This window comes from Clostridium carboxidivorans P7, assembly GCF_001038625.1.
GTDB classification, from domain to species: Bacteria; Bacillota; Clostridia; order Clostridiales; family Clostridiaceae; genus Clostridium_AM; species Clostridium_AM carboxidivorans.
Map to the genome: position 1 here is coordinate 3,239,826 of NZ_CP011803.1, position 21,011 is coordinate 3,260,836.

A 21,011-nucleotide genomic window follows, 5' to 3' on the forward strand; every position below is an offset into this window, starting at 1 on the left:
TAAAACCACAGCTCAATGGGTATTTATTCTATTTCTTATTAAATCCCCGCCAATCCCAACAGCAGCACCAACACTATCAATAATAACATCCTTAACCTGTGCTCCCCTGCCTGGAACAAAAATTTGATGTATTTCATCACTTATAGCATAAAGAATACAAATAAGTAACGCAAAAACTATACACCTAATACCAGTTACACCACTTCTTCTCAAAGCATTTATCACAAATATACCAAGAACTAAATAAACAAAAAAATGAGCATTTTTTCTTATTATATGATCAAATTGTTTAATATTAAATTTTGCACTAGGATTAACTTTCTCTATGGCTTTTATATTAATCTCTGTTACTCCTGTACTCAATTTACCAGACTGCTCTGCTGGTTGAGACGACAGCTTAAAAATAAGTGCCATCCAAAGAATAACAGCTATCCATGATAAAATTTTACGCATTTTATTTCACCTCATAATACTCAACGTACCATTCAGCAAACCTCTGAAGCCCTTCCTCTATGGTCGTTGATGGCTTGAACCCAACAGTTTCCTGTAATAAATCCGTTGATGCATAGGTTGCAGGTACATCACCAGGCTTCATAGGTTCAAATTTTTTGCTAAATATTACCTCTCTGCCAATAGCTTTACTTAAAGCTTTTTCCAGAGTTTCTATAAATATCATGAGTTTTTCAGGACTGTTATTTCCAATATTAAATACTTTATGAGGAACAATTTCCAAAGGAGGATTACTAATAAGAATTTCAATTCCTTCTACAATATCATCTACGTATGTGAAATCTCTGTATAGATCATGTTCAAAGTTACCATTATTAAATATACTAATTGGTTCCCCTGCAAAATACTTTTGAGTAAATCTAAAATACGCCATATCTGGCCTTCCCATAGGGCCATAAACTGTAAAAAGCCTAAGTCCTGTAGTTGGAATCTTATAAAGATGACTATATGCATGAGCCATCAATTCATTAGATTTTTTAGTAACTGCATAAAGAGATACTGGATGATCCACAAAATCTGATTCTTCAAATGGCACTTTTTTATTAGAACCATAGACTGAACTAGAGGATGCATACACAAGGTGATCCACCGAATTATATCTACAAGCTTCAAGAATATTAAAAAATCCTATGATATTACTTTGTATATATACATCGGGATTCTCTATAGAATACCTAACCCCAGCTTGTGCAGCTAAATTCACCACAATATTGGGCTTATACTCTTCAAATATATTCATCATCATAGCTTTGTCTGAGATGTCTCCTTTGATGAATATAAATTTCTCAAAAGGTTTAAGTATTTTCAGACGAGCATATTTAAGATTCACATCATAATAGTCATTTATATTATCAATCCCAATCACCCGACATCCCTGTTCCAAGAGCTTTTGGGATAAATAAAATCCAATGAAACCTGCCACTCCAGTGATAAGATATGTTTTATTAATATCTAAACGTTTGTAACTCAATTATTTGCCTCCTTAAAAATATATTTGCTTATCTTCCTATAGAATAATACTCCACCCCTGCTTCTTTCATCTCTTCTATTCCATATAAGTTTCTTCCATCATAGACCAAAGGTGTTCTCATAAGTTTCTTATATACCTCTGGCTTCACCTCTTTAATCTCACCCCATTCGGTAAAGATAAAACAGACATTAGCTTCTTTTAAAGCTTCTTCCGCCTTTTCAACATACTTTATGCTTCCTTGCCCATTTTTTCCTTCTCTATATCGTTTTTTTAAGTTCTCCCTACCTACAGGGTCATATGCATAAACTTCTGCTCCATGCTTTAACAGTAATGGTAAATTCTCAAGGGATGGTGCTTCTCTTAAATCATCTGTTCCTGGCTTGAAGCTAAGTCCAAGGACTGCTACTTTTAGTCCATTAAAAGTAATAAGACGTCTGCAAGCCTTCTTATATAAAATGGTCTTCTGATCTTTATTCACATCAATGGCAGCTTTAATTGTCCTAAGTTCATAACCATTCTGTCTTGCCAGGTACTCAAGTGCTTTTGTATCCTTAGGAAAGCATGAACCGCCATAACCAATACCAGCATTTAAAAATCTTCTTCCGATACGCTTATCAAAGCTCATACCTTTAGCAACCTCTTGAATATTAGCATTTACCAGCTCACAAAGATTAGCAATATCATTCATATAGGATATTTTAAGAGCAAGGAAATCATTGGATGCATACTTTATCATCTCTGCTGACCTTCTACTTACAGATACAATAGGAAGATTGAATGGCTCATATATCTTCATGAGCATCTTCTCTGCCCATTTACTTTCTGTTCCAATGATGATTCTTGCTGCATGGAGTGTATCGTACACCGCTGTGCCTTGAGATAAGAATTCAGGGTTTGATGCTACTTCTACTCTAATCTTTTTATTGCCGCCATATACATCTTCTCTATCACAAGGTAAAAAATCATGAATAAATTGCTCTACCTTATCATTAGTACCCACAGGCACCGTAGATTTAACCACAACAAGGCAATCCTTTTCTATAGTTTCAGCTATTTGTCTTGCTACTGTAGCTATATAACTTAGATTTGCAGAACCATCAGGTTGCTCTGGAGTACCTACACCTATAAATATAGCATCTACATTCTTGTAAGCTGCTTTATAATCAGTTGTATAATCAAGTCTGCCAGCTAAATAATTTTTCTGCATCAAACCTTCCAAATCTGCTTCATAAATTGGAGAGATGCCTTGCTTCATCAGATTAACTTTCTCTTCATCAATATCTACACAGGTAACCTGGTGACCAACTTCAGCAAAGCAAGCGCCTGCCACGAGGCCCACATAACCTGTTCCTGCTACTGCTATTTTATACATAATACATTACCTTCCTTTGGTTGTTATAAATAGGTTCATATTCGCTATTTTTAGAGACTACTTCCATACTATATTTTACTAAAATTCTCCCTATTCCCATCTTTATCAGATAATATAATTTCATCTATGCCTTCCATTGGCCACTCTATCCCTATTTCTGGATCATCCCAAGCTATTCCACCTTCATCTTCAGAATGATAAAAGTCAGTGCATTTATAGCAAATTTCTGATTCATCTGAAAGTACAAGAAATCCATGAGCAAAACCTTGAGGTATATAAAACTGTCGCTTATTTCCTTCGCTTAGAGTAACACCTACCCATTTTCCAAAAGTTTTGGAATTTTTACGTATGTCCACTGCTACATCAAATACTTCCCCTTTTATAACCCTAACAAGTTTTCCTTGTGGATGAGTCTTTTGAAAGTGAAGTCCGCGGAGAACTCCTTTTTTAGAACTAGACTGATTATCTTGTACAAATACCATGTCAAGACCTACTGACTTAAAGTCGTCATAATTATATGTTTCTATGAAGTATCCACGTTTATCACTGAAAATCTCAACGTCTATTATATATACCCCATCTATTTCGGTTTTTATAAAATTAAAATTTCCCATTATAATCCCCCTTCTATCCATATTATGAACTCACTTTTGTAATAAAGCTTTTTAGTGCTTCCTTCCAAGGTCGCATTTCATCACCTAATGTTACACGAAGCATCATATTATCAAGGGATGAATAAGCTGGTCTTTTGGCTAATCTATTTACTTTACCAGGGGTGATAGGAGTAACTTCGCAATCTATGCCACTGTATTCAACAATTTTACAAGCAAAGTCATACCATGAGCATTCCCCAGTACCTGTGCAATGATAAATACCATATTCATTCGTAAGAATAATCTTTAATATATGGTGGGCAAGGTCTTCTGCATAAGTAGGATTACCTCTTTGGTAGTCTACAACGTCAACATGCCCATTCTCTTTGGCTGACTTCATTATAGTGTACACAAAATTTTTGCCATATTCTCCATAAAGCCAAGCAGTCCTTACTATAAAATAATTGCTACAGTGCTCTCTCACATAGCTTTCTCCCAGTAGCTTAGTCTTTCCATATACACTTACAGGATTTGGAACGTCATACTCTTTAAAAGGAACAGTACCTTCTCCATTAAATACGTAATCAGTAGATACATGAAGAAGCTTTATGCCATATTTTTCTGAGGCAATAGCAAGATTTCTCGGTCCTATGGCATTTACCTTGAAAGCTGCGTCCTTATCATTCTCACAACCATCTACATTTGTATATGCTGCACAGTTTATTATTACATCTGGTTTAAAAGAACTAACATACGAAATCACTTCAGCGCAATTTGTTATGTCCAACTCATTATAATCTGTGAATTTACATTCAGCATCTTTAATTCTTTGGTCAAGCTTTCCAATATCGGAGCTATTTTTCTCTATTATGAATTTAAGCTGACATCCTAGCTGACCCTTTCCTCCTGTTATCAGAAGTTTCATATTTACCTCCATATTAATGACAGGCATTAAACTTATAAGTCTTATTAAAACGAAGTGATACCTGTAATTAGTTTACTATTGATTTTTGAGCTATTTTTCTTAATGTGCTGCTTTCTTTAACTTTTCTTCATCCCCACTAGCTAACTGTAAAAGATATTTACCATAGTCAGTTTTCTTCATTGGAAGTGAAATTTCTATTAACTGTTCTGTATCTATAAAACCCATTCTATAAGCGATTTCCTCTATACATGCTATATATAGTCCTTGTCTTGTTTGCACTGCTTCTACAAAATTCGCAGCATTTAGAAGACCTGATGGAGTTCCTGTATCAAGCCATGCCATACCTCTTCCAAAAAGTTCAACCTTCAACTTTCCTCTGTTTAGATAATTATTATTTATTTCTGTAATCTCAAGTTCACCCCTACTAGATGGTTTTATAGACTTTGATATGCTTATAACATCATTATCATAAAAATAAAGTCCTGGAACTGCATAATTAGATTTTGGATCTATTGGCTTCTCTTCTATGGATACAACATTAAAGTCCTTGTCAAATTCCACTACACCAAAATCTCTTGGGTTACTTACGTGATATCCAAAGATAGTTGCTCCTTCTTTTCTATCAACAGCCTTTTTTAATCTCTCTGAAAATCCATAACCATGAAATATATTATCTCCAAGGACAAGAGCAACATTATCGTCACCAATAAAGCTTTCACCAATAATAAAAGCTTCAGCAAGTCCTCTTGGACTCTCCTGCACTGCATACTGAAAATTAACACCAATTTGACTACCACTAGCAAATAATTCCTTGAAAGCTGCTATATCTCTTTGAGTAGATATTATAAGAATATCCCTAATACCTGCAAGCATTAAAACTGAAAGAGGATAATAAATCATTGGCTTATCATATATTGGAACAATCTGCTTTGAAATAGCTTTTGTCATAGGATAAAGTCTTGTGCCAGAACCTCCTGCTAGTATAATTCCCTTCATTGATATGTACCCTCCCTTTAAAATTAAATATTATTTAATACTTGATTCCCATACATATTTTGATAATAGCTTTGATATCTACCACAGGTAACACTATCCATCCAATCTTTACTATCAAGATACCACTCAATTGTCATCTTAATTCCATCTTCAAACTTAGTCTCAGGATACCAGCCAAGTTCTTGTTTAATTTTAGTTGAATCAATACCATATCTTCTATCGTGACCTTTTCTATCTTCAACAAAAGTAATTAAACTTTCATCAACATTAGGGTCTACATTATCATGAATGTAAGATATTATAGTTTTTATGATATGTATATTAGTTCTTTCGTTGTGACCACCTATATTGTATACCTCGCCTATTCTGCCATTATTAATAACCATATCAATAGCCTTGCAGTGATCCTCTACATAAAGCCAATCACGAATATTCATTCCATCACCATATACAGGTAAAGGCTTTTTATTTAGACAGTTATTTATTACAAGAGGAATAAGCTTTTCAGGGAATTGAAATCTACCATAATTATTAGAACAGCGGGTAATATTAACTGGCATTTTATAAGTATCATAATAGGCCTTTACCCATAAGTCCGCACCAGTCTTGCTAGAGGAATAAGGACTATGAGGATCAAGTGCAGTAGTTTCCATAAAGAAACCTGTTTCTTCAAGTGATCCGTATACCTCATCTGTAGAAACCTGAAGATACTTTTTACCTTCTTTAAATCTTCTTTCAACTTCCCATGCTTTTTTAGCAACATTTAAAAGCACTGATGTACCTAAAACATTGGTTTTGATAAATATCTCAGGGTCAGCTATACTTCTATCTACATGAGATTCTGCAGCAAAATTCACCACATAATCTATGTCATACTGCTTGAATAATTTTTCCACAAGTCCTTTATCACAGATATCCCCTTGAATAAAACTGTAATTAGGGTTAATTCCTACATTTTTAAGATTCTTAAGATTACCAGCATAGGTAAGCTTATCTAAACAAATGATATTAATATCAGAATACTTTTTAAACATGTAATGAATGAAGTTTGAACCTATAAAACCAGCTCCACCAGTTACTAAATAACTTTTCATAATGATACCTCCATAAATAAATTATTTTAGTATAATAGTTACACTTAAGCCTCCTACTTATGTTTTTAAAAGTTTCTTTCCCTTCTCATAGGCTATACCAATATCTACTCTATATAAATAATAAAATATTAATAATGTTGGCATAGCAATTAATAATGCAGGAATGATTTTTATTGGAGATACTAACCTCCAAAGAATTATAAATATAGTTGTTAGGATACTCATTATTTTCATCCTATTTGATACATATACTAATTTCATCTTTGATAAGACCATACACGCTATTACTACACTTACTGCATAGCCAACTAAGGTTGCAATTGCGGCTCCTTCTATACCAATGGCATAAATTAAAAAGTAATTTAAAACCACATTTGTAACAGCACCTGCTAAAAGAATTAATGTTGATGGCCATGTATTTTTTACAACCAAAAATTGATTTACAATGGTTTGATATAACATCAGTAATAATGGTGATAAAAATAAATATGGAAAAGCTACATATCCATTTACATAGTTTTCTTTAAAAAATAGTTTAAAAACAAAATGAGTAAATGGAACAATACTTACGAAAATTGAAAAGGCCACTAATGCTAAATACTCAAATATCTTTGAAGTCATTTCTACCTGATCTTCATCCTTCATAGTTGAAAAAGCAAAGTACTGCCATCCTCCTGCAAATGCAATATATATAAATTGACTTACCGAGGCTACTCTTGCTCCTATGCCATATATCCCAACAAAACTGTTTCCTATCTGTTTAGATATCATAAGCCTATCGCAGGATGTAAATATCCAATAAATAATAAACGCTGGCATTAAAGGCGCGCCTATTTTTAGCATTTCTTTAATAAGAGGAATATTTATTTTCCTAAAATTGAACCAATTCCTGTTTAATATATATAAAAAGACAAGCATTATAGATGAAGTAACTAATGCAGCGGTAGGTAATGCATATAGGTAATTTTTGTGCATTAACATTGGAATTGAAACAGCATATCCTATAATTGGTGATACAGTATTAGTAAACAAGAATATTTTTCTTTTATTCTGCATTCTTGTAGGAGCTACTACTATACCACTTAAAGTAGTTATTAAAATACTAAATGCTGTAAGATTAAGTAGACTAACATATTTCTCATCATTAAATATCCAAACTGAAAAATAGGATTTAAATATAAAGAACACTAAACATATTATAATTCCGTTAATTAAAACAAAATTTAAGGCACTAGCACATACTTCCTTCTTATATTCAAAGTCATCCTTTTCAAAGAACATTCTAAACATAGCATCATACATTCCCATTATGGCTATAGCTGAACCAAAGGTTACAGTTATATTTGATAAGTCACTAAGTCCATAATATGTAGTATTTGGCATAAGCCTTGTTATAATAGGTAGCATTATTAAAGGAGCAATTTTTGCTAGTATACTTCCAAGTCCGTATACAAAAAAATTTTCAAGAAAAAGCTTAGTTCTGCTTTTACTCATATTTATCTCCAGTCATTTATTTTCTCTATTATATAATCAACTTCTTCATTCTTCATTCCATACCATATAGGTAAACTCAAAACTTCATCTGCTATTTTTTCAGCTATTGGAAAATCACCTTTTTTATAGCCTAAATCTTCATAACATTTTTGAAGATGCATTGCAATAGGATAATGAATTACAGTTCCTATACCATAATTTTGTAGATATGTTTGCAATTCATTTCTTCTATGACTTCTAATGACAAATACATACCAATTAGTCTCTGTATATTCTGCAATTTTAGGTAATACTATATTCTTGTTTTTAATACCTTCAATATATTTTTCAGCTATGGATTTTCTATTTTCATTCCATTTATCTAAGTATCTTAATTTAATTCTTAAGAAACTTGCCTGTATTTCATCAAGCCTTGAATTAAAGCCTTTGTAGATATGATTATATTTTTCAATTGATCCATAATTACTTAATGCTCTTATCTTTTCCGCCAAATCCTTATCATCTGTTACAACAGCACCACCATCACCAAGTGCACCTAAATTTTTCCCAGGATAAAAACTAAAACCAGCAGCTTCAGCAAGACTTCCTGCTTTCTTGCCTTTGTATTTTGTACCATGAGCTTGGGCGGCATCTTCTATAACCTTTAATTTATATTTTTTAGCAATATCATTTATTTTCTCCATATCAGAACTCTGTCCATAAAGTTGAACTACTATTATTGCTTTTGTTTTATCTGTTATTGCAGATTCAATTAATTTTGGATCTATTTCATACGTATTTATATCAGGTTCAACAAATACTGGTTTTGCTCCACAATATGAAACAGCAAGTGCAGTAGCAATAAACGTATCTGAAGGTATTATTACTTCATCACCTTCTTTTATATCATAACCTTCCAAAATAAGATGAAGTGCATCAAGACCATTGCCACATCCGATACAATATTTAGCCCCACAATACTTAGCAAATTCCTTTTCAAATTGTGTTAATTCGTGGCCAAATATAAACCAATTTTTTTCGTAAACTTCTTTAAATTTATTAAGCATCTCCTCTGCAATTTCTTTATGCATAGGTTCAAAACTTACAAATGGAATTTCCATATCATTACACCTCCTATTTATACCTTTTTACAGCTTCTTCCAAATAAAAATCATAATTTCTTATATAATCATCTTCAGAATAATATTCAGAGGCAAGAACCAAAAGTACGCTTCCCTCAGTAAAATCAAACATTTCTCTCCATACATAAGGTCCTATATATAATCCAACAGAAGGATCATTTAATTCAGTGACTGCCTCTTCATTGGGATTTTTAGTTCTTATTTTTACTGAACTATTAAGACAAATAAGAACTTGGTGAAGCTTTCTATGAGAATGGAATCCTCTTTTAACTCCTTGTTCAACACCTTTTATATAATAAATTCTTTTTATTTCAAATGGAATATCTATCTTAGATTCTATTGGCGTCAAATGTCCATATTTATCGGCTATATCTTTAAATTTAATCAATGAACAGTTATACACTAATTTCACCTACTTTTCTTGAAATTTAACAGATTGTATCCATGTATCATAATCAGATTCTTTCCAAGGCATACCTCTTTTAAATGTATATCTCCAAGGATAAACTGATTCACCAGTAAATTTATTTTTGATTTTTCTAACTGAACAAACCTCTTTTGCTGGAGCTCCAACTACTAAAGTCTCCTTAGCTACATCCTTCGTAACTATTGCGCCAGCACCTACTAATGCATCTTCATTTATATGCACTCCTGGTAAAATTAAGCTACTTGCTGAAATTATTGCAAAAGAATCAATTGTTACATTTAAAAATTTATCTGAAGGAGGTGTAGGGTCATTTGCTAATACAACATTCGGAAACATCCAAACATAGTCATTAATTTTACTTCCATCTCCAATAGCACAATTATTAGACATCCTAACGTAATTACCAATAGTACATTTAGGTTGTATATGTGATAGAGTTCCTACTACTACATTATTTCCTATTTTAATATTTTCTCTAATAGTAACTTTATGTCCACTCTGAAAATTATCACCTATAACTGTATTACCATATATTACACTTTCAGTTCTTATTAAAGCATTTTCTCCTATTACTAATGGATTAACTTTATTAATTCTATCTTTATAAAAATCCACTATATATTCACCAAGAATACTTTTTGCACCAATAAAACTTCCTTTTTTAATATACACATTATCTCTAATTATGCAGCCATAGTCTATATACACATCATCTTCTATTGTTACATTTTCACCTATAATAACGCCTTCTTTTATAGTTACATTTTGTCCTACTTTTGCTGATGGATGAATCATATGATCAACTCCTTTATTATATTTAAAGCTTGGATATATAATTGCTTTGATTTTCGCGAGCAAAATGTGCTATTAACACCTCCTTCATTTTTCTAGGTACCTTGTAAACATTTTTCAATGACATAAAAAATTCTTTACGACAAATAAATAATATTCTTACCTTATTTATAAATGATAACCTTATAAATTGTTTGATGGGAAATGTCTCATATTTTTTATGTGTTTCATACATAAACCTTTCATAATCTGTTATATTCATATTTGTATTTATCATTATATTTAATCCTACAGAATGCGAAATCTTAATTTCAAACATTTTATTTAAAATTTTACACCAGTTTTCTTTATAATGATTTTTAGCTACTCTATCTTTTGTTTCCATGTTAATAAAACTATCTTTATTATTTAATATTTCATTTATCTTAAATATCATATCAGCTTCGCTATTAACTCTTATATCTTTTAATGCATCCAAATAAAAAATTGGCGTTTTTAATGACATAGATGGTATATTATAATTTATAGCTTCTAATGTACTTGTATAAGAATTTGCAGGAAAACTATCTACATAAACATCTGAAATTTTCATATATTGGCATACATCTTCTTTATCAATAATTCCTTCTGCTCTTATCCTTCCTCCACTTGTTTTATTTAATCTAATCCACTTTAATGCTTTGTTATTAGCTCCAATTATCAAGACATATGTATTAGGGTTTATATCTATAACTTTTTTAGCAAATTCTCCAAAATTATATTTATTTATATTAGTGTACTTATAATCATCTGCCATTGATAAGATTATTTTTGAACAATTTGGTAATTCTAATCTCTTCTTTATAGCTTCTTTTTCCTTTTCATTAATTTTTTCATATGGCTTTTCTTGTTCATTCATTATCGGTATTGGTAAAACATAATTATTTTTAGTACCACGCTTTTCAATTGACATTTTCATTCCGCCAGAAGTTAAATCTAAGACCATATCAGCAATACTTACTCCCAGCCAAAACTTATGATCCGAATGATTGTATAAATATATTGGTTTTTTCCAAGAACTATTAGAAAATGCAATCAAAGGTACCATATCTTGGTTATGAATGTGTAAAACAATTTTTTCATATTTCATAGCACATTTTGCTAAAAACTTAGCTTTTTCTATTAAGTCATTGGATTTATTTAATATTATGCTACCCCCAGATTTTTCAACACTTTCTTTTAGCCAATTTGGAATTTTTACATTTTGGATTTCATTGATTAATATGCTATACTTTCTGTCTGAATCAAAATTAATCCAATTATTTACTACTCTTGTATGCCCTCCAATATTGCATGGTCTAGTCATTACGTGTAATACAGTATCTTTTTCTTCTTCAATTTCATCAATACTTTCAAAATCAATTATTTGTGAAATTTTTATTAATTGTTTTTCTATAAATTCACTATAATATACTCCTGTAACATGATCGGTATAATTAAGAGCTAAAATTTGCAATAGGTTTAGCCTTTCTTTTAAGTTGTTTTCTTTTAAAATTAAATTTTCAATACGTTTAGCTTTCTTTAAATTATTAATTATGAATCTATCTGATTTCATGTTATCCCCCACATATGAATGATATTATTACTGAAACTAGCAATAATTAAATGCACTTTAAATTGCATTTATGTTTTCTGAATTAGAATTGTACAGTGTTCCACCTACAATTAAAACTATATAAGCTAATATTAAAATGTTTGGTCTTTGATAAATTGATAAGATAAAAGCCAATAAAATATAATAATTTTTTATGCTATTAGTATTAGTGTAATATAGTACAACCACTAAAATTAAATACAGTATAAAGAAAATCAATCCTCGTTCATAAATGAAAATTTTATATGTAGATGATACTCCTCCATCTATATTATTAGTAATGTATCCATCACCCTTCCCCATTAAAATAGTTTTTACATCACCTTTTAAAAATTGCTTATATGCATAATCAAGTTCTGGCGATGTTCTATTATCACCATTAAGCTTATTATCAGAAACAGTAAATCTGTTAAATAATATTTTATCAAATACTCCATAATCTTTATTAAGGCTGCTAAAATTTAAAATAGTTAATAATAAAATAAAGAATGCTAATATCTTATATTTTTTACATACTATTAAATTAATAATTAATAGTATATAAAAAGCAAATGAAAATGAAATCAATCCACCAATAAATATAATCTTATTTTCAACATTCTTTTTTAAATCTAATTTTTCTATAAAAAGTATAAGACCACATACAGTTCCGACAGCTCCTGGTTCATCATACATTGCATAAAGCTTGTTAAATATAACTCTACCCATATTAATAGTATCTTGTGTAGTATTTACAGCACCTAAATATCTTCTGTAATTTATGTCATATAAAGCTTTTACTTTGTTCAATGGTTCAATAATTGTATAACTAAAATCAATTCCCATAAAATTAAATAGACATATTATTATTCCAGGAATTAGTGATAATGCAAATAGCATTACAAGACACTTATAAGTTTTAATTTTAAAAGTTTTATTTCCTAATAAATATAAAAGTACTGGTATTTGAAAATAAAATATTGCTACTAAATTTTTGAAATTGTTTATTGATGCATTAAAATAAATAATAATAATATAAAATATAATTACTATTATATTTTTTCTATTTGAGTTGTTTAAATATATATTACTTTTTATAATTAAACAAAACATACACAAAATTGGAATAGCATATGCAATTAACTTATTATTCCATACAAAATATGGTTGTAAAGATATGATGCCTATTATTGCATAAAATATTGATAGCATTTCACCCCTAATAATCTTCATATTATCTTTTATTATTCTCCATTCTCTGCATATTTTTTTATAATACATTTATTATTTATGTATAGTAATACAACTAAGTCTACAAATTAAACACACATTATAATATAAAATTATTTATATTATTCTATTCTGAAAACTCATCATTATCTAATAAAGCCTGCTTTATTGCTTCAAGATATCCATACCCAAATTTCTCATCTGGCTCCAAATATCCACATTCTGCCCATTCGTTCCAAGCGAATATAAACAGCATATCTTTCTTGTATACATCTCGTGCCCTTCTTATTTGAGCTGTTAAATACTTTTGAAACTTTTCTGGTGTAGCCCCTTCATATATACTTCCTTTCTCTCCTTTACGTGAAGTGTTATCCCAATCAACAAAAGCTCCTGGGATACATTTCTCATCTTGAGGTTTGCGCTTCAAAATTTCTTTCCATATTGCATCATAGCTTACTCTTATGACTCCCCCAGGTCGCATTCCTCTAATATCACATTTAAAATAACGTTCTAATAAATAAAGAAACACTCGTCTTATTGATTTTAAATGTTTAAATTTGTTCTTTGTTAAGTCCTTATATGCATATGGTGGCTGGTATTCTATGTTAAAAGAAAATCTACTACTATCCCTTTTGGGGCTTATGTCAAAATTTATATGTTGATATGCAAAATCTATACCAGGAAGTCCATTTTTTTGTGCTAAATCTTGCCAGCAATCTAGCATCTCATTCAAACATCCTATTATTTCAGGTCGATAAATAACAAATAAAGGCTTTCCATTATTTTTTATATACCGACTATCTTTAAAATATGGCAATAAATAATTAAAGTGCTCTTTCCATTCCTTTTCATTACCATACTTTTGTTCAATCAGTACTCGACTATTCTTCGAGACCCAAGCCTGTGTCCAATGTTCATTGGCCCAACAAATACAAAATGGGAGGTCTAAATCTTTATTCTTCAGAAATTGTTCAACTGGGCGTTGTAGAAGCATATGACCATTAAACCAATAATGATAAAAACAAAATCCATATACTCCATAGTCTTTAGCTAATTTTATTTGCCATTCTTTTACGCTATCATCTAAAAGATTGTAATAATTTTTATTTAAAGGTACACGTGGTTGATAGTGACCATCAAATAAAGGTTTTGCTTTTTTTACATTTACCCACTCAGTAAATCCTGTTCCCCACCATTGGTCATTTTCAGGTATTGAATGAAATTGTGGTAAATAAAATGCTATTATTCTCATAGACTAATTACCTCTCTATTCTTATTACATATTAATTGTTTTTCATAAAAGGCCTCAAACACATTAGCTTCTTCTACTACATCAAACCCTGCAGATCTTATTTCTTTAAAAGTATTTCTCTTTTTATATTTTGTGCATTTTAAAACCTTATCAGCCCATACTTCTAGCCCTTCACTTAAAGAAATTTTCTCTATTAAATTCGTAATAAATGCCTCTTTTGGAACAGTATCTGCAACAATACAAAGAAGCCCCGCAGCTTGTGCTTCTATAGTAACTATACCTAGCCCCTCAAACATTGATGGAAACACAAATACATCCATAACTTGCATATAGTCATTAACATTTGGTACTATTCCAGTTAGTATGACTTTGTCCTTTATATCTAAACTATTTATTTGCTTTTCTATCTGTGGTCTTAATTCTCCATCACCTACAAGCAGTAATATAACATTTTTATTTTTCTTTTGAACTTGGTAGAAAAAATCAATCAAAAATTTATGGTTTTTAGGATATGAAAAGCTACCTGTATGTCCTACTACAAATTTATCTTCAATACCTAAAGCTTTCCTCATTTCATTTCTCTTAGCTTCATTAAATACATATTTCTCAGCATCTATAGCATTTTTTATAACTCTATAGTTATTTTTTTTAATTACATTATTTCCAAATAACCACTTTCCTGCATCATCTGAACAGGCAAATAAATAATCAGCTATATATCTAATTGGAAACTGCATTATATTTTTTACAAATTGTTCAACCTTATTGCCTCTTGAGGCTGTACTATGACTATGAGCTATAGTTATCAATCCGTGCTTTTTAGCAATCTTCAAATATATTGCTGCAGTACTTCTCATATGTCCATGAACTATTTTATATTCTTGATGGCTATTGAAAAAAATATCCCAAGCTTTTTTATATTTAAAATGATTCTTACCTAAATAACGAGGAAAGCTATAAATATTCCCACCTAATTTTATTATTTCATCATCATAATCACATTTTTCCTTGGTATGTATCACAAAATCAAACTGTATTTTTGAACGATCAATATTACGATATACATTCATTATCATAGTTTCAGCTCCGCCTCTATTTAGGGTACCTAAAACATGTAATATTCTAATAGGTTTCTCCATATCATACTCCTTCTTTTAATTTGACTCGTACTGCTCTAATTGAAAAATACATTTTTCTCAAAGCCTTATCGTATAGACCAAGTTTTCTATCTTTTAGTTGTAAATCTTGAAAACTACCAAACTTACACCTGCTTTTTTTAATAAAATCTTCAAGCATATCAAAATCTTTTTCACTCATATTATTGGGATGATAACAAAATGTAGTTACTTTAAATAATAAGTTTCGAACTCGACCTGATTGTTGAGGAATGAAATAAAAATCTCCCATCTTATAAACATCATTTGCTACAGTATCGCTAATAATTCTTATGTCAGTCTCAGATTTTAAAGCTTCAAGCGTGTTCATATCAAATGTATGGGAAGGTGCAAAAAATATTTTGGGATTAAGATGATGTTCTTGTAAAATTTCACATCCTCTTCCAATCATGGCTTGTTGCTTTTCAAGTGGCACATCAACAAATTCAGAACGAGAATTTACAGGATTAATACCTCCGCTATTTGTCGAGCATACATGGTTATATCCATGTAATGCAATAGCCCAACCTTCTGACTGCCATGCTTTAGCTTTATTCCAAAAATTAAAATTCTTCTGATATTTAATCAAAAAATCTTTATCTTGATTATCTGGTATAATCCCAATAATAGGTTTAATGGTATATTTACTCAAAATGTCTTCCATCATACTCCATTTACCTACATCCATATATTCAGAAGCATCATCTAAACGTATTAAATACATATCTATTCCCCCAAAACAGTTCTTTATAAAAGCCCTTTTGATCTTCTTTTACATTTAACACTTGCAATCTGAATTAATTAATTGGAGATAAAGCTTAACTCCGCTTTATATCTGTGTTTTTAATAAAGTTATACCTAACTCACTCTATATTTTTAATTTTATCTTATAGAATACTTAAAAAATCTATACTTTTCCAACTTCCCTTAGATAAGTATCAATAACAATCTGTCTATCAAACTGTTTCTCAACTTTCTTTCTGCCAGCCAACCCCATTTGTTTTTTTTCTTCATTATCCAATGCTAAAAACTTATCAACCTTATCTATCAAATCCTTAGCATTCCCAATCTCAAACAAATATCCAGTCACTCCATCATCAATAACATCCTTAGAACCGTTAATCTTTGAAGCAACACAAATTCTACCCATAGCTGCAGATTCTAAAAGTACATTTGGTACTCCTTCGCCACCATATGATGGCAAAATTGTACAATGGCATTTTTGTATCCAAGGCTTGATATCTTTTTGAAACCCTATGTAATTAATAATACGTTTTTTATGGTATTCCTCAATTATTTGTTTATATTTATCCTCTTCAACAAAACCTGCTATATAAAAGTTCGTATTAGGATGTTTCTCCTTGATTGACTTAGCACAATTTATATATTGCTCAATACCCTTAAGCTTCATTACCCTGCCTATGAAAATAAAATTTATCTCATCCTCTGATGGTAAGTCACATAATGAATATTGCTCTAGATTAACACCAGATCCCGGTAACATCTCCCAATTATCTTTTATCATTTTATTTTCTATAAAATAATCTTTATCGCCACTATTTTGAAAAAATACTTTATAAGATTTCTTAAGTGATAGTTTGTATAAAGCTTTTGCTACCATACTAACAAAATTCTTCTTTAAAAATGTAGCTCCAGTTCCAGTGATGTTACTAACTTGTCTATTCTTTGTAAAGTTAGAAGCTATACACCCATAAACATTTGGTTTAATAGTATATGAAAAAATAATATCTGGTTTCAGTTTTTTCATTATTTTTATGTAGTTTAAAGCAAGTCCTATATCTCTAACAGGGTTAACTCCTTTACGATCTACAGGAATTTCAATTATCTTGCACCCCATATCAGAAAAAAAACTATTTTCCTTATCTTTGGGAATAGAAATAAAAACCTCATTCCCTTCTTCAATTAATTTTTCAACTAATTCTTTTCTGAAATTATATAATGTTATAAAGTGATTTGATAATATAAGTATTCTCTTCTTCACTTTTTATACTCCCTTGCTATCTATTTAAATATTCTTTAACTTCCCTTTCTATTCCAATTTCAAAAGATTCAGGACTGTATCCAAAATCCTTTTCTGCATCCTTATGTGAGAAACACCTATCTTCGCTCATCCTTTGAACTTTTTCTACATAATCAATTTTGCCAAGAGTTAATATTTTTAAAATTTTTGCTAGAAATACTCCAAACCACAAAGGGAAACTAATAAATACCGTTTTCTTACCAAGATTATTACTTATCAATTTAAAAGCATCAATCATTGCTATTTGATTTTGACCTGATAGGTTATATGTAGGTTTTGCATTCTCACTTGGCATCATAAGGACTTGATAATATGCCTTACCTAAATCTCTGGCGTTAACTGGCTGAATTAAACATTTGCCATGATTAATTACAGGGAAAAGGCTTAATCTGTCCACCATCTTAATAAATTTACTCATATTATGATCACATACATCTCCATATATCATAGTAGGCTGTAGTACTATAAGCTTTATATCAGCTTTCTTTATCATTTCAGTAAGTTTTTTATCTATAGTTTTATATTCTTCTGATGCAACATTAAATTTTGAATATATTCCAGTAGTATGAACACAAATTGCTCTTGATACTTTGTTGTTAATGGCTGTTTTAATAATTTGTAATGTGTATCTTATATTAACAATATGTACTACTATGTCTACACCTTTCATACATCTATCAATAAACTTTTTCTCCCTAATATCACCAACAACCTTTTCTATCTTAAGTCCACTACTATCAAGCATTGATGTGTCAGACGTTTCTCTAACAATACATCGAATATTTTCTTCATATTTATTTTTAATAAGTTCTTGCAGAAAATATCTACCACTATGTCCTGTAATTCCTATAATTAATAACATCTTTGCCCCCCTCCAAATCCATCCCACATACTCACTTCAATATTTAAAATCTTCTTACCCCTTGATAGATGAGGTTTCTTGAGTGTGTTTTTCAATCTCTCCCATACCACTATCAATGATTCCTTCACATCTTAAAACCTTAAACACAGTTCTAAATAATATCTTAAAATCAAATCTTACAGATCTATTTTTCAAATAATACTCATCATAAGAAGTTTTCATACAATCATTTAACATATCTCTACCATTAACTTGAGCCCATCCAGTCAACCCTGGTAATAATTTATGAACTCCAACTTTAGTTCTCATTTCTTTTAATTCATATTGATTATACAAAGCTGGCCTTGGACCAATAAATGTCATATCTCCTTTAAAAATATTAATTAGTTGAGGTAGTTCATCTAAGCTTGTTTTTCTTAAAACTTTACCAAATCTTGTTATATATTTTTTTGAGTCTTTAAGTTCTTCAGTTGCTACATTTGGGGTTCCAACAGTCATAGTTCTAAATTTGTAAAACTTAAATAACTTATTTTCCTTACCAATTCTCATCTGAGTAAAGAATACAGTTCCTTTGGAATCTAATTTTATAATAATTCCTATTATTGAAAATAATGGAACAAATGATATTAAAAAAAATAAACTAATTATTATATCAATAAATCTTCTCATAAATATCCCCTTTTCAAATAAAATTAGATACAGCTACCTCTGATTCAAATCTTTTATAAGTAGGTACTATCTCTTCAAGTTTATATATAATTTTCTCTCTATCATCTTCTTCAACTATTGTCTTAAATTCATTGATTTTAACCATTAAACTATTAAAGTCCTCAAAAGTAGGTCTTCCTACAAATATTTTATTATGACATGTCCTATTCAATCCTTCTTCTTTAGTCAAAACTTCTTCATAAAGCTTTTCCCCTGGTCTAAGACCTATAAATTCTATACTAATATCTTTATTTGGAACATAACCTGAAAGCCTTATTAAATCACAGGCTAAATCATATATTCTAACTGGATCTTCCATATCTAAAACAAATATTTCTCCACCTTTAGCATATACACCAGCTTGAAGAACTAACTGAGATGCTTCTGGTATAGTCATAAAAAACCTGTTAATATCCTTATGAGTCACTGTAACCGGTCCTCCATTTTTTATTTGTTCTATGAATAATGGTACTACTGAACCATTACTGCCTAGTACATTTCCAAATCTTACTGCAGCAAATTGAGTTTTGCTCCTTTTATCTATAGATTGAATAATCATTTCACAGACTCTTTTTGTAGCTCCCATTATATTAGTAGGATTTACAGCTTTATCAGTTGAAATCAGAACAAATTTCTTAACTTTATATTTATCAGAACAAAGAACTACATTTAATGTACCAAATATATTATTCTTTATAGCTTCACTTGGATTCTCTTCCATAAGCGGTACATGTTTATGAGCTGCTGCATGAAATACAATTTCCGGTCTATATTTATTAAAAATTAAATCCAGCTTTTTTTTATCTTTAACTGAAGTAATGATATATTTTACATTTTCAAATATACCATTTCGTCTAAACTCTTGTTGTAAAATATAAGCATTATTTTCATAGTTATCAAGTATTATTAACTCTTTGGGATTGAATTTTATAATCTGCCTACATAACTCAGATCCTATGGAACCTCCTCCACCAGTTACCATAACAGTTGTTCCTTTGATATAATCATTAATTTGTTCCATATCAAGTTTTACAGGATCTCTTCCTAATAAATCCTCAAAATTAACTTCTCTTAATTTATTTAAAGTAACTTTCCCATCGATAATTTCATATATTCCAGGTATTAATTTAACTTTACAACCAGTTTCCTTACATATATCTAAAAGTTCCTTCTTAGTTTTCATATCTATAGCTGCAATGGCTATAAGTATTTCATCAATATCCAACTGCTTTGCTAATTGAACTATATTATTTCTTGTTCCCATAACTTCTACACCAGCGACACTAGTACCAACTTTATATTTATCATCATCAATAAAAGCCACAGGCAAATAATTCACTTCATTACAGAACTTCATTTCATTAACAATCATTGTTCCAGCTTTACCAGCACCAACAACTAATACTCTCTTATCATATATAATATGTGATTTAACCTTCCCATCTAAATACTCCCTAACTATTCTGAAAGACATTCTAAAACCAGCAACCAGAATAATAATAATAATACCTGATAAAATGTCAACACTTAACGGAAGTCTTTCCCCAAAAGTAAATCCATAAATAGTTCCTAACAAATTACCTACAATGCACGCATATATAGCAATCAAAAATTCATCCATACTAGCATAAATCCATAAATTCTTGTAAAGTTTAAATAAATAAAACACTATCAAATAAATAACTGTAATTATTATTGCATCATTCTTAAATCTTGCTAATTCATAGGTCGGTATATCAAAATTAAATCTAAAACAATATGCTAAAATGTAAGATAAATTTATCAAGATAATATCTATTAGCATTAATATATATTTTCTTGAATTTTTTAGACTTTCCATATTTCCTCCTTACAAATC

20 protein-coding genes are annotated in these 21,011 nt (G+C 30.1%); all 20 read right to left on the reverse strand.

Going from position 1 to position 21,011, the window contains the following annotated elements:
- Positions 1–12 precede the first annotated feature (12 nt).
- The 20 genes from Ccar_RS14145 to Ccar_RS14240 all read right to left on the reverse strand — a co-directional run bounded on the left by Ccar_RS14145 (position 13) and on the right by Ccar_RS14240 (position 20,993).
- Entirely contained in the window at positions 13–453 is a 441-nt protein-coding gene (locus Ccar_RS14145; RefSeq protein ID WP_007060460.1) for a VanZ family protein, read from the reverse strand.
- A gap of 1 nt (position 454) precedes the next feature.
- Positions 455–1,480: a GDP-mannose 4,6-dehydratase gene (locus Ccar_RS14150; RefSeq protein ID WP_007060459.1), complete on the reverse strand. Its 1,026-nt coding sequence runs from the start codon at positions 1,478–1,480 to the stop codon at positions 455–457.
- Positions 1,481–1,508: 28 nt separating this feature from the next.
- Complete coding sequence (locus Ccar_RS14155; RefSeq protein ID WP_007060458.1) at positions 1,509–2,852, reverse strand: UDP-glucose dehydrogenase family protein; 1,344 nt, start codon at positions 2,850–2,852, stop codon at positions 1,509–1,511.
- 68 nt (positions 2,853–2,920) lie between these two features.
- Entirely contained in the window at positions 2,921–3,466 is a 546-nt protein-coding gene (gene rfbC, locus Ccar_RS14160; RefSeq protein ID WP_007060457.1) for a dTDP-4-dehydrorhamnose 3,5-epimerase, read from the reverse strand.
- Positions 3,467–3,488: 22 nt separating this feature from the next.
- Positions 3,489–4,370 carry a dTDP-4-dehydrorhamnose reductase gene (rfbD, locus tag Ccar_RS14165; RefSeq protein ID WP_007060456.1) on the reverse strand — a complete coding sequence of 294 codons (882 nt, stop codon included), beginning with the start codon at positions 4,368–4,370 and terminating at the stop codon, positions 3,489–3,491.
- Positions 4,371–4,469: 99 nt separating this feature from the next.
- Entirely contained in the window at positions 4,470–5,366 is an 897-nt protein-coding gene (rfbA, locus tag Ccar_RS14170; protein WP_007060455.1) for a glucose-1-phosphate thymidylyltransferase RfbA, read from the reverse strand.
- A gap of 23 nt (positions 5,367–5,389) precedes the next feature.
- Positions 5,390–6,460 carry a dTDP-glucose 4,6-dehydratase gene (gene rfbB / locus Ccar_RS14175; RefSeq protein WP_007060454.1) on the reverse strand — a complete coding sequence of 357 codons (1,071 nt, stop codon included), beginning with the start codon at positions 6,458–6,460 and terminating at the stop codon, positions 5,390–5,392.
- 57 nt (positions 6,461–6,517) lie between these two features.
- Positions 6,518–7,954: a lipopolysaccharide biosynthesis protein gene (locus tag Ccar_RS14180; RefSeq protein WP_007060453.1), complete on the reverse strand. Its 1,437-nt coding sequence runs from the start codon at positions 7,952–7,954 to the stop codon at positions 6,518–6,520.
- A gap of 2 nt (positions 7,955–7,956) precedes the next feature.
- Complete coding sequence (locus Ccar_RS14185) at positions 7,957–9,054, reverse strand: DegT/DnrJ/EryC1/StrS family aminotransferase (RefSeq protein WP_007060452.1); 1,098 nt, start codon at positions 9,052–9,054, stop codon at positions 7,957–7,959.
- Positions 9,055–9,067: 13 nt separating this feature from the next.
- Positions 9,068–9,478: a sugar 3,4-ketoisomerase gene (locus tag Ccar_RS14190; RefSeq protein WP_007060451.1), complete on the reverse strand. Its 411-nt coding sequence runs from the start codon at positions 9,476–9,478 to the stop codon at positions 9,068–9,070.
- Between the two features lie 9 nt (positions 9,479–9,487).
- A complete protein-coding gene (locus Ccar_RS14195) occupies positions 9,488–10,297 on the reverse strand; it encodes an acyltransferase (RefSeq protein WP_007060450.1) in 810 nt (269 codons plus the stop codon).
- Between the two features lie 22 nt (positions 10,298–10,319).
- Positions 10,320–11,888, reverse strand: coding sequence for a hypothetical protein (locus Ccar_RS14200; RefSeq protein ID WP_007060449.1), 1,569 nt, complete (start codon positions 11,886–11,888; stop codon positions 10,320–10,322).
- Between the two features lie 57 nt (positions 11,889–11,945).
- Entirely contained in the window at positions 11,946–13,118 is a 1,173-nt protein-coding gene (locus Ccar_RS14205) for a hypothetical protein (protein ID WP_169823841.1), read from the reverse strand.
- A gap of 145 nt (positions 13,119–13,263) precedes the next feature.
- A complete protein-coding gene (locus tag Ccar_RS14210; RefSeq protein ID WP_007062537.1) occupies positions 13,264–14,388 on the reverse strand; it encodes a glycosyltransferase WbsX family protein in 1,125 nt (374 codons plus the stop codon).
- Positions 14,385–15,527 carry a glycosyltransferase family 1 protein gene (locus Ccar_RS14215; RefSeq protein WP_007062536.1) on the reverse strand — a complete coding sequence of 381 codons (1,143 nt, stop codon included), beginning with the start codon at positions 15,525–15,527 and terminating at the stop codon, positions 14,385–14,387. Before Ccar_RS14215 ends, Ccar_RS14210 begins: the two co-directional genes overlap by 4 nt.
- Position 15,528: 1 nt before the next feature.
- Entirely contained in the window at positions 15,529–16,266 is a 738-nt protein-coding gene (locus tag Ccar_RS14220) for a DUF2334 domain-containing protein (protein WP_007062535.1), read from the reverse strand.
- Positions 16,267–16,449: 183 nt separating this feature from the next.
- A complete protein-coding gene (locus Ccar_RS14225; RefSeq protein ID WP_048030101.1) occupies positions 16,450–17,544 on the reverse strand; it encodes a glycosyltransferase family 4 protein in 1,095 nt (364 codons plus the stop codon).
- A 16-nt stretch (positions 17,545–17,560) separates the two neighbouring features.
- Positions 17,561–18,445: an NAD-dependent epimerase/dehydratase family protein gene (locus tag Ccar_RS26400; RefSeq protein ID WP_048030103.1), complete on the reverse strand. Its 885-nt coding sequence runs from the start codon at positions 18,443–18,445 to the stop codon at positions 17,561–17,563.
- Between the two features lie 54 nt (positions 18,446–18,499).
- On the reverse strand, positions 18,500–19,114 hold the full coding sequence (locus Ccar_RS14235) for a sugar transferase (RefSeq protein WP_007062531.1): 615 nt from the start codon (positions 19,112–19,114) through the stop codon (positions 18,500–18,502).
- Positions 19,115–19,127: 13 nt separating this feature from the next.
- Positions 19,128–20,993 (reverse strand): polysaccharide biosynthesis protein, encoded by a 1,866-nt coding sequence (locus tag Ccar_RS14240; protein ID WP_007062530.1) that lies wholly within the window; start codon positions 20,991–20,993, stop codon positions 19,128–19,130.
- Positions 20,994–21,011: the final 18 nt, after the last annotated feature.